This is a genomic window from Microbacterium sp. UBA1097, assembly GCF_002313585.1.
In the GTDB taxonomy this organism is placed as follows: Bacteria; Actinomycetota; Actinomycetes; order Actinomycetales; family Microbacteriaceae; genus Microbacterium.
On record NZ_DCBW01000046.1, the window covers coordinates 52,312 to 68,106 of the forward strand.

A 15,795-nucleotide genomic window follows, 5' to 3' on the forward strand; every position below is an offset into this window, starting at 1 on the left:
GCGTCAGTACAACTGGAACAGCTGAGAGGCGATCGCGCCCAGATCGGCGTTGGCCTGGAGAACCGCCTGCACCTCGGTGATCGGGACATCATTGACGAACACGGCGAAGGCGAGGCGTCGGCCGGAGGCGGCATCCAGGTATCCGGCAAGCGCCTTCGTCTCGAGGAGGTAGGGAGTCTCGGTTCCCGGTCCGACGAGTGTGCCGGTCTTCGCGTGCGCAGACCCGATCGCGGGGTCGCCCTCGGGCAGCACGTCCGCCAGGGAGCCGTCGACCCCGAGGATCGGCGTGGACTCGAGGAACGTCGTGAAGTACGGCGCATCAGTCAGGGAAACCAGATACGAGGTCATTGCCGCCGGGGTGATGCGGTTTCCCGGCAGGCCCTGACCGTCAGCGATGACGACGTCCTCAGGACCGAGGCCCGCCGCCTCGAGCACGCTCATCTGCCGCGCAAGTCCGGCCTCCAGGGTTCGTTCACCATCTTGCGCAGCCAGGAGTAGGGGGAGCTGGTTCGCGCCGAGGTTGTGGCTGACCTTGTTGATCAGGCGGGCGGTTTCCGAGAACGGCGGCGATGTGAACGTGGCGACCGGGGCTTCGTCATCGAGTTCAGATGACGGGGGCAGCTTGGCAGAGCTCGGTGATACCGCGTCGGCCTCGACGGTGACACCCGCCCGGGCCAGCGCCTCGATGAACAGGGTCCGGGCCCACGCGGCGGGTTCAGGAACCTGGTACGTCTGCACCACGGGGTCTACGCCCAGGGGTATCGTTCCGGTGGCGGTGAGGATGCCGTCCCGCTCCGTGATCGTGATATCGAATCCGCTGTCGGCGTCCGCCGTGCTCACCTGGTTCTCGAGGGAGTAGGCGGCGGTCTCGGGGCGCCAGCTCGCGGTCGTGGGATCGCCGACTGCCTCGCCGGGTGTGAGAACGATGTCCACCAGATTGTCGTTGACCACGATCGGTGAGATCGGCACTCCATCCAACACGACGGGATCCCACAGCCTGTCATCGACGAGGACGTCTCCTGTGACGGCACGGATGCCGGAAGCCGCGACCTGCTGCGCAAGATCGTCGAGGCCGGCTAGCGGGTCTTCGGGGGTGAGGGTTGCCAGTCCCGGAAGGACGTTCGCGTCGTAGTGGTCGAAGTTGGGCACATCCAGGGTGCCGTCTGACATGGTGCGGCCCCCGAGGGTGAGGTCCCCGGAGCCGCGCAGAATGAGGTCTCCCTCGAGGATGCCGTCGGTGACCTCACCGATTGCGATGACGGGCGTCGTGAACGTCGCGTCTGCGCCGAGCAGGTCGAGGGCTGCGGTGACGGACAGGATCTTCGCGGTCGACCCGGTGAGGAACTGATCGTCGGGGTTCACCGCGATGAGGGTCTCGCCGCTGTCGATGTCCATCACCGACATCCCCCACCGGCCACCCTCATAGGTGGGCTGGTTCATGATGGCCGCGATGGTCGGCGGCACGTCGGGTTCGGAGGTCGCGGCGCAGGCGACGACTGATGTGGCGGCGCACACGATCGCTGCGAGGGCCACCGTTCGTCGGGTGCGACGGAGCATAGGACGGAGTCTATCGAGGCGCCGTCATCGTCCCGACCCTCGCGGTGCTCCAGGCGGGTACGCTTTCCATGTACTAAGACATGGAAAGCGCCGGACGGGAGAGCGCGGATGAGCATGATGCGCGGTGGTTTCGGCGGGGGCCTCACTCGCGGGGCCGACGAACGCACGCAGCGGGAACGCAACGCGGAGGCGCCCCACATCCCGCACCTCGGGCGGCGCATCGTCGCGCTGTTCTCGCCGTACCGCGGGCGGCTCAGCATCACCGCGGTTCTCGTCATCCTGAGCGCTGCCCTCGGCGTCATCCCGGCGCTCCTGGTCGAGCAGGTTTTCGACCTCGCGCTGTTCCCGGCATCCGGCGGACCCAATATTGCGCTGCTGATCGAGCTCGTTGCGCTCATGATCGGGCTGTTCGTGCTGTCTGCGGGGCTGAACGTCCTGCAGACGTGGCTGACCTCGTCGGTGGGAAACCGCGTCACCGGCGACCTGCGGGTCCGGCTCTTCCAGCACCTGCAGTCGATGGAACTTGCGTTCTTCACGCGCACGAAGACGGGCGTCATCCAGTCCCGGCTTCAAAACGATGTGGGCGGGGTGGCGAGCGTCCTGACCAACACGTTCACCTCGATCCTCGGCAACAGCGTCACCGTCATCGCGTCGCTCGTAGCGATGGTCATCATCGACTGGCGGCTGACACTCGTGGCAGTGGTCATGCTGCCGGTGCTCGTGGTCGTTCAGCGGCGCGTCGGTCAGGTGCGTGCCCGGATCGCGGCGCAGGCCCAGGAATCACTGTCAACGCTCACCGCCATGACCCAGGAGTCGCTCTCGGTCTCGGGCATCATGCTCACGAGCTCGTTCAATCGCGCGGACTACGAGACCGGTCGCTATGCCGACGAGACCACCCGTCAGGTCTCCCTGCAGATCCGGCAGGCGATGAGCGGCCAGGGCTTTTTCGCGGTCGTCGGCGTCATCATGTCGGCAGTCCCGGCGGTCATCTATCTGCTCGCGGGTGTGTTCATCACGGGCGGCGTCGACATCACGGCCGGCGCGATCGTGGCCTTCACCGCCGTGCAGGGGCGCCTGCTCTTTCCGCTCATGGCGCTCATGCGGGTTGCGCTCGACGTCCAGACCTCGATGGCGCTGTTCGCCCGCATCTTCGAGTACCTCGACCTCGAGCCCGCTATCGTCGACGCTCCGGATGCCATCGACGTCGATGCAGCGCCGGGGCCGGTCGGTCGGATCGAGTTCCGCGACGTCTCGTTCCGCTACCCCGGCGCGGGTGAGGACGCGGCGACCCTGCACAATGTGTCCTTCGTGGCGGAACCCGGTCAGCACATCGCCTTCGTCGGCTCCAGTGGCGCGGGCAAGACGACGATCCTCTACCTTGCGCCGCGCATGTATGAGGCGTCGTCGGGTGCTGTGCTGTTCGCCGGCGCCGACGTTCGGGATCTCCGCCGGGAGTCGCTGCTCGACAGCGTGGGGATCGTCTCGCAAGAGACGTATCTCTTCCACGCGTCGATTCGCGAGAACCTGCTGTACGCGAAGCCGGAGGCCTCTCCCGACGAGCTCGAGGAAGCATGCCGCGGCGCGCATATTCATCACGTCATCGAGTCCTTCCCCGACGGCTACGACACGATCGTGGGCGAGCGGGGCTATCGCCTGTCCGGTGGCGAGAAGCAACGGATCGCGATCGCGCGGGTGCTGCTGAAGAACCCACCCGTCCTCCTTCTGGATGAGGCGACCAGCGCGCTCGACACCGTCTCGGAACGGACCGTGCAGCAGGCGTTGGATGCCGCGGCGCAGGGCCGCACGACCCTGACGATCGCGCACCGCATTTCGACGATCGTCGCCGCCGACGTCATCCACGTCGTGGAGGCGGGACGCATTATCGAAAGCGGCACGCACGCCCAGCTCCTCGCGGCTGGCGGCGCGTATGCGCGACTTGTCGCGCACCAGCAGGAGAGTGCCCTTTCCGTGATCTGACGGTTGCCGTCGGCCGCCGGCGCTGGGAAGCTGAGAGCGTGCGCGTTTGGGTGCGCGCCTCGCCCATGGAGGAACACACGATGGCTGGCAAGTTCGATCTGAACACGACCACTCTCGGGCAGTTGCTCGATGACCCGGAGGCGCGCGCGATCATCGACGAACTGGTTCCCGAGCTTCCGACACACCCCATGGTCGGGATGGCGAAGGGTATGCCTGTGAACACCGTGCTGACCTTCGCGGGCGGCCAGGTCGACCCCGAGATCGTGGCGCAACTGAAAGCGCGCATCGGCGCACTCTGACCGTCCCGCCTTCGTCATCGGTGGGCGCAGCGCAGCAGTACGCTGAGGGCCCATGAGCGATGTCACCCGTCCGGCGCGTCCTGCCGGGGTGCGCGAGGTAGCCCGGCTGGCGGGAGTATCGACACAGACGGTGTCGCGGGTCATCAACAACTACCCGAACATCCGGCCCGAGACGCGGATGCGTGTGCTCGAGGCCATGCGAGCACTCGACTACCGGGTCAACAACGCCGCGCGAGCGCTCGGCACGGCATCCACGCGCACCATCGGGGTCATCGCAACGGATGCCACCCTCTACGGCCCCACGGTGGGAATCGCGGCTCTCGCCGAAGCCGCTCGGGAGGCGGGCCTGTGGATCGCGACTGCCTACGCTGATGCCAGCGATCCGGCCGCGATCGACGGAGCGATAGCCCACGTGCTCGCTCAAGGCATCGACGGGCTCGTGCTCGTTGCCCCGCACGCGCGGATGGTTGCCGCGCTGCGCGAAAGGGAGCTGGGCGTGCCGGTCGCCGCGCTGCACGCAGACGAGGGCGCAGGAGCGCAACACGAAGGCGCAGCGCTCGCTGCGGCACACCTCGTGGGCCTCGGACACCGACGGATCGGGCGTCTCGGCGGGCCCGTCGACTGGCTTGAAGAGGCATCTCGTGCCCAGGGCGCCGAGGCGGGACTCCATCGTGCCGGCCTGTCCCTCACCCATGAGTGGCGGGGAGACTGGTCAGCTCGATCCGGCGCGGACCGCGCCGCGGAGGTCGCTGCCGCGGTGCAGGCCGGTGAACTGACCGCGATCCTTGCCGCGAACGACCAGATGGCGCTGGGGCTCATGGCAGGGCTCGCCGGGAGCGGCATCCGGGTTCCGAACGATCTCGCGGTCGTCGGCTTCGATGACAACCCGGATGCGGCGTTCTATGCGCCCGCGCTCACCACGGTTCGCGTTGATGTGCTCGGTGACGCGCGCCGCTGCGTCGCCGAGGTTACGGGGGGCTCGACCGGGGGGCTCAGCACAGCGTCGGCTCCGGCTCGGCTCGTCATCCGGGCCTCGAGTGCGCCGCTGACGATCTGACCTCCCGGGGCGTGGTGCTGCGACGGTCAAGACTGGCGGATCCCAAGTGTTACCGGTAACATTCGGGGCGTGCCCAGTCGGTGCAGACAAGCGCGACGACGAGGGTGTCTCGGAAGGATTCATCGATGACCGAAATCGACAGTGCCCATTTCGACAGTGCCGTCAGCGAAGCGATCGCTCGGGTCCGTGCCGATGTCGCGGCGTTGCATTCCGAACTGGTTCGCTACGGACTGATCGTCTGGACCGGCGGGAACGTCTCGGGTCGCGTTCCGGGCGCTGACCTGTTCGTCATCAAGCCGTCGGGCGTCTCGTACGACGATCTGGCCCCCGAGAACATGATTCTCTGCGACCTCGACGGCAACGTCGTTCCCGGCAGTGTGGGAAGCGAACGCTCGCCCTCGAGCGACACCGCCGCTCACGCCTACGTGTACCGCCACATGCCCGAGGTCGGCGGGGTCGTTCACACCCACTCGACGTACGCCGTCGCGTGGGCAGCGCGCGGAGAAGAGATCCCGTGCGTCATCACGGCGATGGCCGATGAATTCGGCGGGCCGATCCCGATCGGCCCGTTCGCGATCATCGGCGACGACTCGATCGGCCGCGGCATCGTCGAGACACTGCGTGGTCACCGCTCACGCGGGGTCCTCATGCAAAACCACGGACCCTTCACGATCGGGTCGAGCGCGAAGGATGCCGTGAAGGCCGCCGTCATGCTCGAAGATGTCGCCCGCACCGTGCACATCGCGAAGCAGGCGGGGCCGGTGATTCCGATTCCGCAGGAGGCGATCGACAGCCTCTACAACCGCTACCAGAACGTGTACGGCCAGTCGACGGACGACCGTCGATGAGCGCCCTGAATACGGAAGAAGGCCGGGAAGCGATCGCCGCCGGGCGAGCGAGCCTGGGGATCGAGCTCGGCTCGACCCGCATCAAAGCCTGCCTCGTCGACGAGCGTGGACGGGTGCTCGCGATCGGCAGCCACGAGTGGGAGAACAGTTACGTCGATCGGGTGTGGACCTACCCCCTCGATGAGGTGTGGGCGGGCATCCAGGCTGCGTACGCGGCGCTCGGCATCCGGGTTAAGCACGCCTACGGGATTGTGATCGAGTCCCTCGCGAGCATCGGCATCTCGGCCATGATGCACGGATACCTGGCCTTCGACGCCCACGACCAGGTGCTCGTGCCGTTCCGCACCTGGCGCAACACCAACACGGGTGCTGCAGCGAGCGAGCTCAGCGCCCTGTTCGGTGTGAACATCCCGCTTCGCTGGTCGATCGCCCACTATCGGCAGGCGATGCTGGATGCCGAGCCACACGTCGGCGCCATCGACCATCTCACGACGCTCGCCGGCTACGTCCACACCGCTCTGACCGGCCGCCGTGTGCTCGGTGTCGGCGACGCGTCGGGCATGTTCCCCATTGATCCGGCCACCGGCAGCTATGACGCTGACCTCGTGTCGTGCTTCGATGCCCTAGCCGGCGACGCCGCGCCGCGTCGCCTCCTCGAGGTGCTCCCGACCGTCCTGCCGGCCGGCGCCGAGGCGGGGGAGCTCACCGCCGAGGGTGCCGCACTGCTGGACCCGACCGGGGCGCTGCGGCCCGGCGCGGTGTTCTGCCCACCCGAGGGTGATGCGGGTACCGGCATGGTCGCGACCAACGCCGTCGCCCCCCGCACCGGAAACGTCAGCGCGGGCACGAGCATCTTCGCGATGATCGTCCTCGAGCGTCCGCTGTCGGCCGCGCACGACGAGCTCGATATCGTCACGACTCCCGCCGGTGACCCCGTCGCGATGGTGCACTGCAACAACGGCGCCTCGGAGCTTGCCGCGTGGGTGGGTGTCTTCCAGCGCTTCGCGGACCTCATCGGCTCCCCGCTGCCGCCCGACTCGGTGTACGAGGCCCTGTTCACCGAGGCGCTCACCGCCGCACCGGATGCCGGGGGCATCCTCTCGTACAACCACCTCTCCGGCGAGCCCATTGCGGGCCTCGACGAGGGCCGACCCTTGGTCATCCGCACCCCCGACAGCCAGCTCACGCTGGCGAACTTCCTGCGCTCGCAGCTGGCGGGAGTGTTCGCGACGCTGAGCCTCGGGATGCGCGTGCTCGATGACGAGGGCGTGAAGGTCGACCGGATGCTCGCGCACGGCGGCATCTTCCGCACCGCCGGGGTCGCCCAGCGGGTGCTATCGGCAGCCCTCGACACTGCGGTGTCGGTCGAACGCCACGCCTCCGAGGGCGGTGCGTGGGGGATCGCCGTCCTCGCCGCCTACGCCGCCGCACGCCGCACGGGTCAGACCGACGCATCCCTTGCCGCGTACCTCGACGCCGTCGTCTTCGCCGACGCAGAGTTCGCCACCGTCGTCCCTGACCCGGTCGAGGTTGCCGGCTACGCCTCCTACCTCGACCGCTACCGCGCGGGCCTTGCCGCCGAGCGCGCTGCCGTCACCGCTCTCTAAGTCCTCATCTCCCCTCATCGAAGAAGGATTCCCATGGTTTCTCTCAACACCTTCGCCACCCGCGAGGTCTGGTTCGTCACCGGCAGCCAGAACCTCTACGGCGAAGAAACCCTCCGTCAGGTCGCCGAGCAGTCGCAGGCCGTCGCTGCCGGGCTCGCAGACCTCCCCATTCGCGTCGTCTGGAAGCCCGTGCTGAAGGATGCCGACAGCATCCGTCGGCTCGCCCTCGACGTCAACGCGCGCGACGAGGTCATCGGCATCATCGCGTGGATGCACACCTTCAGCCCCGCCAAGATGTGGATCGGTGGCCTCGACGCCCTGCAGAAGCCGCTGCTGCACCTGCACACGCAGGCCAACGTCGAGCTGCCCTGGAGCGAGATCGACTTCGACTTCATGAACCTGAACCAGGCCGCGCACGGCGACCGGGAGTTCGGATACATCCAGACGCGCCTGGGCGTGCCGCGAAAGACCGTGGTCGGGCACGTCTCGAACCCCGCCGTACGTGACCAGATCGAGACGTGGCAGCGCGCTGCCGCGGGCCTTGCCGCGGTGCGCTCGCTCAAGCTCGCCCGCTTCGGCGACAACATGCGCTACGTCGCTGTCACCGAAGGCGACAAGACCGAGGCCGAGATCCGCTTCGGCGTGCAGGTCAACACGTGGGGCGTCAACGAGCTCGCGGATGCCGTGGCCGCGGCATCCGATGCCCAGATCGATGCGCTCATCGACGAGTACGAACAGGCCTACGACATCGTTCCGGAGCTCCGTCGCGGCGGCGAGCGCCACCAGTCGCTGCGCGATGGCGCCGCGATCGAGGTCGGGCTTCGCTCGTTCCTGGAAGCCGGCGGCTTCGGGGCGTTCACGACGAGCTTCGAAGACCTCGGGGCCCTGAAGCAGCTGCCGGGCCTTGCCGTCCAGCGGCTTATGGCCGAGGGGTACGGCTTCGGTGCCGAGGGCGACTGGAAGACCGCGATCCTCGTGCACGTCGCGAACGTCATGGGTGAAGGCCTGCCCGGCGGGGCGAGCCTCATGGAGGACTACACGTACGACCTCGTCCCCGGCGATGAGAAGATCCTCGGTGCCCACATGCTCGAGGTCGCCCCGACCCTCTCCAGTGCCAAGGCGACTCTCGAGATCCACCCGCTCGGGATCGGCGGCAAGGATGACCCGGTGCGCCTGGTCTTCACCGCCGACCCCGGCCCCGCCGTCGTGGTGGCGATGAGCGACATGCGCGACCGGTTCCGCCTCGTCGCCAACGTCGTCGAGAACGTCGCCGCGCCCGACCTGCCGAACCTGCCGGTCGGCCGCGCGGTCTGGAAGCCGGCGCCCGACTTTGCAACCTCCGCGGCGTGCTGGCTCACCGCCGGTGCCGCGCACCACACCGTGATGTCGACTGCCGTGGGTATCGAGGTCTTCCGCGACTTCGCCGAACTTGCCGAGACCGAACTGCTCGTCATCGACGAAGACACCACCGTCCGTGGGTTCCAGAAGGAAGTCCGCTGGAACCAGGCGTACTACCGCCTCGCCCAGGGTCTGTGAGCACGGTCGAAGCGCCCGACGCGGTAGCCGCCGCCGTCGGGCAGACTGGCGGTATGAGCGATGAGTCTTCGGCCGTGATCCCGGCATCCGGTAACCAGTACACGATCACCGCGGGCGACTACGAAGCGACGATCGCGAGCGTCGGCGCAACGCTTCGCACCCTGATCTATCGCGGGCGTGACCTGGTTGTTCCGTTCGAGCCCGACATCGTGCGTCCGTTCTTTCGCGGTGCGACTCTTGCGCCGTGGCCGAATCGGATCGTCGACGGCCGCTACGTGTTCCGCGGGCGCTCCTACGAGGTGGCGCTGACCGAACCGGGGCGCGGCCAGGCGCTGCACGGCTTGGCGTCGTGGCTCGATTTCGCGCCGGTCGAGACAGCCGAGAGTTGGGTCACCCTCGGCGCCACGATCGAGCCGCAGCAGGGATACCCGTGGCGCATCCGGGTGGAGACGACCTTCGCCCTCGGCGCAGATGGACTCACCCAGCGCGTGAAGGCGACCAACCTGAGCCACGACTTCGCGCCGTGGGGCACGGGCCCGCATCCGTATCTCGTGGCCCCGGGCGCCCTGGATGACTGGACGTTCACTCTTCCTGCCGCACAGGTTCTCACTGTCACACCCGACCGGCTCTCGCCCGTCGGACTCCAGCCGGTGACCGCAGATGCTGAACGCTTCGACTTCCGTGAACCTCGCACCATCGGTGCCGTGAAGATCGACCACGCCTACACCGATCTCGTTCGCGATCGAGACGGGCTCGTAACAGCGCGGGTGACCGACGCGCACGGAGCCGGTGCGGCCATCACGTGGGATTCGCGATGCCCGTGGGTGCAGATCCACACCGCCGACCAGCCGTCCGGACCCGGGGCTCCCGGACACCGTGCGGGCCTGGCCGTCGAGCCGATGACGTGCGCTCCCGATGCCTTCAACGATGACCGCTACGCGTTCGACACGGGGCTCGCGGTGATCGCGCCGAGCGACTCTCACAAGGCCTCGTGGCGGATCTCCGCGCTTTCCTGAGAGTTAGCTGGAAGATTAGGCCTCTTTCGCCCTAGGCTGTGGCCATGCTCGCAACCTCGATCACCGACCAGGCCAGCGTTGGCTCGCTGTGGACCACGTCCCTCATCGGCCTCGTTATCTACATCATCGTCGTCGTCGCCCTGTGGCGTGTCTTTTCGAAGGCGGGATGGCCCGGCATCCTGGCCATCATCCCGATCGTGAACATGTTCATCCTCGTGAAGATCGCCGGGTACTCGGCGTGGCTGGGGCTGTTGTACTTCATTCCGATCGCCAACCTTGTGCTGGCGATCATCGTGGCGATCAAGGTCGGTGAGAACTTCGGCAAGGGTGGCGCGTTCTCGTTCTTCCTGCTGTTCCTCTTCCCGTTCATCGGATACCTCATCCTCGGGTTCGGCGACGCGCAATACGCCAAGCGCGCCTGACCCGCAGCGTCCCAGACGCGGACGCCCGGCACTGCCGCCCGATACCCTCTATCGAGGAGGTAGCGGATGGGCAGGACGGCCGATGCGATCGCCGAGGGCGTCATCATCGCTACCGCTGCGGCGCGTCTGAGCATCCGCAATCGGATCCTTGTCGACGCCATCCGCAACGACAGTGCCTTCTCGGTCGAGGCGGTGAAGCCATTTGCCAGGCAGACGCTCGAAGCGCTCGCGGACGAACAGTCGGCGGCGGCCGACCGTGCGCGAGCTGACTGGCGCCGTGCCTGGGGCAAGCAGTCCGACCCGAGCGGCACGCACGACTACCGCGGGCGCGACTCGCGCAATCTGCGGCGGCGTGCCCGGCAGTACACCGGCGTTGCCAAAGAACTTCGCGGGCAGGCGACCGACGATGCAGCACTCGAGCACCTGATCGAGCAGGCGCGCGATGCCGCGTGGGGCGATGTCGAGTCGAATCTTGAGCGGCGCCTGATCGTCGAGGCGATGCGGCCGGATCTTGATCCCGACTATGCGTCCATGCGCGCGGCGCGGATGCAGTCCATCAGGCTCATCGACCTGCCGCGCCTGGCCTCCCACCAGCGTCGGCTGAGCACCCCGGCGGCGAGAGCGAAGATGGTGGATGTCGACGAGGCGAGTCCTCCGGTCGACGAGGGAGACTCCTCCGGTTCCTGAGCCAGGACGGGGCGGCCCGCGATTCGCTGTCAGGGGTCTTCGTGGGGTAGGCTGAACGCTGGTTTGCTCGCGGAAACGCGCGGACCATGCGCCCGTAGCTCAATGGATAGAGCATCTGACTACGGATCAGAAGGTTAGGGGTTCGAGTCCCTTCGGGCGCACACTGTGTTGAGACAGTGATGAGGTCCCTGAGCCCTGCGGCTCGGGGACCTTCTTCTTTCGAAAGCCCCTCGGCGAGCTCGCCGAGGGGCTTTCGTGTTTCACGAGCCGCCGCGCGATTCGACCGCGATGCACCCCGCGCTCTTCGCGGGGGCGGCCAGCCGCAGCATTCAGGCTCTCGCGTGCGCGCTGACGGCGTCGGTGACCACCTGCGCGAACCCAGCGGGATCAGACAGGTGCGCGAAGTGGTCGGCTCCCTCGATGTCGGTCGATGTGGCGCCCGGGATCGTCTGTGCGAGATCGTGCGCCGACTGGGCCAGGAACGACGTGGTGGCCGTGCCTGCGATGAGGTGCGTCGGGTCGGTGATCCCGGCGTAGCCCGACAGGTCGGTGCCGAGAGCGTCGATCTCGCGGAGCTCGCGCACCCAGGTGGGGGTCAGCGGCACGGCGCTGCCCCAGATCGGTGTCTCGCGGATGAACGGGATCGCCTCGGCGGGAACGCGCACGAAGTTGATGAGCGCGTACTCGAGGGCGCTGTCAAGATCACCTTTGTCGATCAGTTCGACGTAGCCGGGCAGGCGCTCGCCGGCGACCGGACCCTGGACGGCGAGGGGCGGCTCGTAAGCGATGTGGGTGCCGCCGCCGAGCCCGTGCTGACGAGAGTAGGCCAGCGTGCAGAGAGCGCCGAACGAGTGGCCGAGGAGGTGTGTTCCGGGGCCGGCGACCTCCATCATGGTGGCGATGTCGGCGACTTCGGTCTCGAGTGTGTACTCGGCGCTGTCACCCGTGGCGCCGCGTCCGCGGCGATCGTAGACGTAGACGGTGAAGTTCTCGGCGAGGAACTCCGATGCGGGCAACCACTGCTCTTTCGTGGCGATGCTGCCGTGCGTGATGACGAGGGCGGGGCCCTGCCCTCGCCGGAAGTAGCCGAGCGGGATGCCGTCGCTCGCGGTGACGGTGAGGTTCTCGATCTCTGACATCTCTGCCTCCTTGCAGTGACGGTTTTTCGACATGGTGTAACAAATTTACGTTGCGCGCAAGACGTTCGTTTCACAAATCTGGCGCGGCCTCGCCGCCATCTGGGGGGAGCTGGCGGATCCCTTCGCGCAGCGCGCGTTCGAGTTCGGCGACTCCGGTGCGCTCGAAGCGGTCGGTGGGCAGCGCGATGGCCAGCGCGGTCGGAAGCGGGCCGGCTGAGAGTGCCACGCCGATTGCCACGACGCCCGGTTCGCTCTCTCCGACGTTGACCGCGACGCCGGTGCGCCGCACCTCGTCGAGCTCGGCGAACAGCGCGTCCATGGTGTGCGCACGCTGACCGGGCCAACGAGGCAGGCCGCTCGGGTGCAGTGCCCGTACGGCGTCTTCAGGCATCTCTGCGAGCATCGCTTTGCCACCCGACGTGCAGTACGCGGGGATCCGCGCACCGATACGCAGTCCGATGCGCAACGCCTGGCGTCCTTCGATGCCGTCGATGAACTGGATGTCGTTGCCCACCAGTGCCATCAGGTGCACGGTTTCGTGGACGAGCTCGTGGGTGGCGCGCACGACCGGTTTGAAGCGCGCGGCAATCGTTGCGAGAGCATTCGGCGAGCGGGGCGGGCGCGTCAGGAGCGGTCCGGGAGTGTAGCGGCGGCTCGGAGTGCGCGAGGCGGCGCCGTGATCGGCCATCGTGACCAGGATGCGGTGCGCGGTGGAGGGGGCCACCCCGAGTTCTCCGGCCATTTCCGTCACGCTCACGCCCCCGCGCTCAATGAGCGCCTGCAGGATGTGCATCGCGTAACCCACGGACTGGTTGGGTGAGGTCATGGCTCTATCTTGCGCACAGCGCAATACATACGTCACCATGTTGCGCTCAACGGAATATGTCGCGCACCGTGGAGGAATCATCGACGCCGAGGAGGGCGAACATGACCGACGTGCCGATCACCGATCACGCGGGTGTGACGAACGCGATGCTGCCGGAGGATTCGGAGGAGCTTCGCGAGCTGTATCGCGGCTTCGAGCGAGAACACCTCATCCCCCTGTGGACCCAGCTCGACGATCTCATGCCCATGGTCCCCCAACCCAAGGCTCTGCCGTGGCTGTGGCGGTGGAACGCACTGCGTCCTCTCGCCGAGCGGGCGGGCGATCTCGTTCCCGTGGGCCGCGGCGGTGAGCGTCGCGCCATTGGCCTGGCCAACCCAGGCATGGGGGGACGTGCGTACATCTCTCCGACGCTCTGGGCCGCCATCCAGCAGCTCGGGCCGCGTGAGACGGCGCCCGAGCACCGTCACTCGCAGAATGCGTTTCGCTTCGTCACCTCGGGGGAAGGCGTCTGGACGGTCGTCAACGGCGACCCGGTGCGGATGAGCCGCGGTGACTTTCTCCTCACGCCCGGCTGGCACTTCCACGGTCATCACAACGAGACCGACGAGTCGATGACGTGGATCGACGGGCTCGACATTCCCTTCGCTTACCAGATGGACTCGGGCTTCTTCGAGTTTGGGTCCGAGCGGGTGACCGACTACGCCACGCCGCGTTTTTCGCGTTCCGAGCGGTTGTGGGCGCATCCGGGCCTGCGTCCTCTCTCGGGGCTGCAGAACACCGTGTCGAGTCCCATCGGCGCCTACCGGTGGGAGCACACCGACGCCGCTCTCACCGATCAGCTGCTGCTCGAAGACGAAGGGATGCCGGCCACCATCGAGCCGGGCCATGCCGCCGTGCGCTTCATCAACCCCACGACCGGGGGAGACGTCATGACCACCATCCGTGCGCAGTTCCACCGTCTGCGCGCCGGTGTCTCCACGGCAGCGCGGCGTGAGGTCGGATCCAACGTCTATCAGGTCTTCCAGGGCACGGGCACGGTGTGGCTCGGCGATCAGGAGCACTCGGTCGAGCACGGGGACATCTTCGTGGTGCCGAGCTGGTGTCGCTTCCAGGTGCGGGCTGACGGTCCGCTCGACCTCTTCCATTTCAGCGACGCGCCGGTATTCGAGGCGCTGGGCTTGCACCGCACTCTCATCGAGGAGGATGACCGATGAAGCTGGCCACCATCGTCACCGAAGGCGGTACCGCGGTCGCCCGCGTCGACGGCGACCGCGCGGTCGTTCTGAGAGATTTCGCCGATGTCGGGGAGGTTTTGGCTGCGGGCGCGCTGGAGTCAGTGGCTGCGGCATCCGGTTCTGAGGTCGCCACCGATTCACTCGTGTACGCGCCCCTCGTGCTCGCGCCGAGCAAGATCGTGTGCGTGGGCCTGAACTATCGTGCTCACATCCTCGAGATGAAACGCGACTTGCCCGAGTATCCCGTGCTCTTCGCGAAGTTCGCCGACACGCTCGCCGCCGCCGGCGAGACCCTCGTGCTGCCTCCGGAAAGTGGCGAGATCGATTGGGAGGGCGAGCTTGCTGTCGTGATCGGCGCCACGGTACGCCGCGCCGACGAGACCACCGCGCGCTCCGCGATCGCGGGATACACGATCGCCAACGACGTCTCGATGCGCGACTGGCAGTTCCGCACCCGCGAATGGCTGCAGGGGAAGTTGTGGGACCGCTCGACGCCGCTCGGCCCCGTGCTCGCAACCCCCGAAGAGATCCCCGCCGACGCGCAGTTGACGACCGAGCTTGACGGCGAGGTGATGCAGCGGGGCGATATCCACGACCTCGTGCATGACCCGGTCTCGCTGGTGCAGTACATCTCGACGATCACGACGCTCCGGCCAGGCGACATTGTCCTCACCGGGACCCCTGGCGGCGTGGGCCACGCGCGGACGCCCCAGCGCTACCTCGCCCCCGGTAACTCGGTGACCATCACCGTCGACGGGATCGGATCGCTCACCAATGACTTCGCCGCGGAGGAGCGGGGATGACGTCCCTCCGGGAACTCAGCCCGGAGGAGCGCGCGCTGCGCGAGAGGCAGGGCGTAGGTGCACGCTACGACGCCGACGGGGCCCCGCACGCAGAGCTGGCCCTTGCCCGTCGGGGCACGGCATACTTCGCGCGGCGACTCATGGAGCTACGCGACGACGAGCTCGATGCTCCGAGTCTGCTGCCCGGATGGACGCGGCGCCACCTGATCGCTCACGTCGGCTACAACGCGCGCGCGGTGGCGCGTCTGGTGGAGTGGGCGCGCACCGGAGTCGAGACGCCGATGTACGCATCCGATACTCAGCGCGGCGAGGAGATCGCGTTCGGTTCGACTCTTCCCGCGCGTGCGCTCCGGCACCTCGTCGAGCACGCGACGGTGCACCTGAACGTCGAATGGCGCGACCTCGACGAGAGCGGATGGAAAGCCCGTGTCGTGACCGCCCAGGGTCGCACGGTGCCTGCCAGGGAGACGGCGTGGATGCGCGCGAAAGAGGTCTGGGTCCATGCGGTCGACCTAGACAACGGCGGATCGTTCCTGGACTTCCCCGCCGAGATGATCGACGGCATCATCGCCGATGTGTTCCGCGTATGGGCCCGCCGCAGCGAGGACGTTGCGCTCATCGTTCGACCCGACGACCGCGAGACTGAGGCGAGCTTCGGTCAGGGCGGCCCGGTCGTGACCGGATCCGCCGCCGACCTCGCCCGCTGGCTCGCCGGCCGTGGCGCGCGCCGCCTCACCCCGCTCGGAGCGGGGGAGCTTCCCGTCATCCCGCGCTGGTTCTGAGGGG

The 15,795-nt window shown here is 67.6% G+C and carries 15 protein-coding genes and 1 tRNA gene; 13 read left to right on the forward strand and 3 right to left on the reverse strand.

The genetic code is table 11. The features are described from left to right. Positions 1 to 3: 3 nt before the first annotated feature. Positions 4 to 1,557 carry a D-alanyl-D-alanine carboxypeptidase/D-alanyl-D-alanine endopeptidase gene (gene dacB / locus B4F19_RS11080; protein WP_292734921.1) on the reverse strand — a complete coding sequence of 518 codons (1,554 nt, stop codon included), beginning with the start codon at positions 1,555 to 1,557 and terminating at the stop codon, positions 4 to 6. 117 nt (positions 1,558 to 1,674) lie between these two features. Here dacB and B4F19_RS11085 point away from each other — a divergent pair, with 117 nt between their 5' ends. From B4F19_RS11085 to B4F19_RS11130, 10 genes are all read left to right on the forward strand, one after another. Continuing rightward, a complete protein-coding gene (locus B4F19_RS11085) occupies positions 1,675 to 3,534 on the forward strand; it encodes an ABC transporter ATP-binding protein (RefSeq protein WP_292735105.1) in 1,860 nt (619 codons plus the stop codon). 80 nt (positions 3,535 to 3,614) lie between these two features. After that, positions 3,615 to 3,833, forward strand: a complete 219-nt coding sequence (locus tag B4F19_RS11090) for a hypothetical protein (RefSeq protein ID WP_292707755.1) — start codon at positions 3,615 to 3,617, stop codon at positions 3,831 to 3,833. 52 nt (positions 3,834 to 3,885) lie between these two features. Next, positions 3,886 to 4,890 (forward strand): LacI family DNA-binding transcriptional regulator, encoded by a 1,005-nt coding sequence (locus tag B4F19_RS11095; protein ID WP_292734924.1) that lies wholly within the window; start codon positions 3,886 to 3,888, stop codon positions 4,888 to 4,890. A gap of 125 nt (positions 4,891 to 5,015) precedes the next feature. Beyond that, complete coding sequence (locus B4F19_RS11100) at positions 5,016 to 5,738, forward strand: L-ribulose-5-phosphate 4-epimerase (RefSeq protein ID WP_292734927.1); 723 nt, start codon at positions 5,016 to 5,018, stop codon at positions 5,736 to 5,738. Further along, positions 5,735 to 7,345, forward strand: a complete 1,611-nt coding sequence (locus tag B4F19_RS11105; protein ID WP_292734930.1) for a xylulokinase — start codon at positions 5,735 to 5,737, stop codon at positions 7,343 to 7,345. The genes B4F19_RS11100 and B4F19_RS11105 overlap by 4 nt, the downstream gene beginning before the upstream one ends. Positions 7,346 to 7,378: 33 nt before the next feature. Next, positions 7,379 to 8,881 carry an L-arabinose isomerase gene (gene araA / locus B4F19_RS11110; protein ID WP_292734933.1) on the forward strand — a complete coding sequence of 501 codons (1,503 nt, stop codon included), beginning with the start codon at positions 7,379 to 7,381 and terminating at the stop codon, positions 8,879 to 8,881. Positions 8,882 to 8,934: 53 nt separating this feature from the next. Further along, the gene (locus B4F19_RS11115) at positions 8,935 to 9,897 is read left to right on the forward strand and encodes an aldose 1-epimerase family protein (protein ID WP_292734936.1); all 963 of its coding nucleotides are present in this window, start codon (positions 8,935 to 8,937) and stop codon (positions 9,895 to 9,897) included. Positions 9,898 to 9,941: 44 nt separating this feature from the next. Continuing rightward, positions 9,942 to 10,319, forward strand: coding sequence for a DUF5684 domain-containing protein (locus tag B4F19_RS11120; RefSeq protein ID WP_292734938.1), 378 nt, complete (start codon positions 9,942 to 9,944; stop codon positions 10,317 to 10,319). A gap of 66 nt (positions 10,320 to 10,385) precedes the next feature. Further along, entirely contained in the window at positions 10,386 to 11,006 is a 621-nt protein-coding gene (locus B4F19_RS11125; protein ID WP_292734941.1) for an asparagine synthase, read from the forward strand. An 88-nt stretch (positions 11,007 to 11,094) separates the two neighbouring features. Beyond that, positions 11,095 to 11,167 (forward strand) — tRNA-Arg (locus tag B4F19_RS11130). 168 nt (positions 11,168 to 11,335) lie between these two features. Here the strand turns inward: B4F19_RS11130 and B4F19_RS11135 are convergent. After that, a complete protein-coding gene (locus B4F19_RS11135) occupies positions 11,336 to 12,145 on the reverse strand; it encodes an alpha/beta fold hydrolase (RefSeq protein WP_292734945.1) in 810 nt (269 codons plus the stop codon). A gap of 70 nt (positions 12,146 to 12,215) precedes the next feature. Next, the gene (locus tag B4F19_RS11140; protein WP_292734948.1) at positions 12,216 to 12,971 is read right to left on the reverse strand and encodes an IclR family transcriptional regulator; all 756 of its coding nucleotides are present in this window, start codon (positions 12,969 to 12,971) and stop codon (positions 12,216 to 12,218) included. A gap of 101 nt (positions 12,972 to 13,072) precedes the next feature. Between B4F19_RS11140 and B4F19_RS11145 the strand changes: the two genes are divergently transcribed. Genes B4F19_RS11145 through B4F19_RS11155 form a run of 3 tightly spaced genes read left to right on the forward strand, consistent with a single transcriptional unit; the run spans position 13,073 to position 15,791 of the window. Next, positions 13,073 to 14,185: a cupin domain-containing protein gene (locus tag B4F19_RS11145; RefSeq protein WP_292734951.1), complete on the forward strand. Its 1,113-nt coding sequence runs from the start codon at positions 13,073 to 13,075 to the stop codon at positions 14,183 to 14,185. Beyond that, positions 14,182 to 15,009 (forward strand): fumarylacetoacetate hydrolase family protein, encoded by an 828-nt coding sequence (locus tag B4F19_RS11150; RefSeq protein ID WP_292734954.1) that lies wholly within the window; start codon positions 14,182 to 14,184, stop codon positions 15,007 to 15,009. Before B4F19_RS11145 ends, B4F19_RS11150 begins: the two co-directional genes overlap by 4 nt. Beyond that, complete coding sequence (locus B4F19_RS11155; protein ID WP_292734957.1) at positions 15,006 to 15,791, forward strand: maleylpyruvate isomerase family mycothiol-dependent enzyme; 786 nt, start codon at positions 15,006 to 15,008, stop codon at positions 15,789 to 15,791. Before B4F19_RS11150 ends, B4F19_RS11155 begins: the two co-directional genes overlap by 4 nt. Positions 15,792 to 15,795 lie beyond the last annotated feature (4 nt).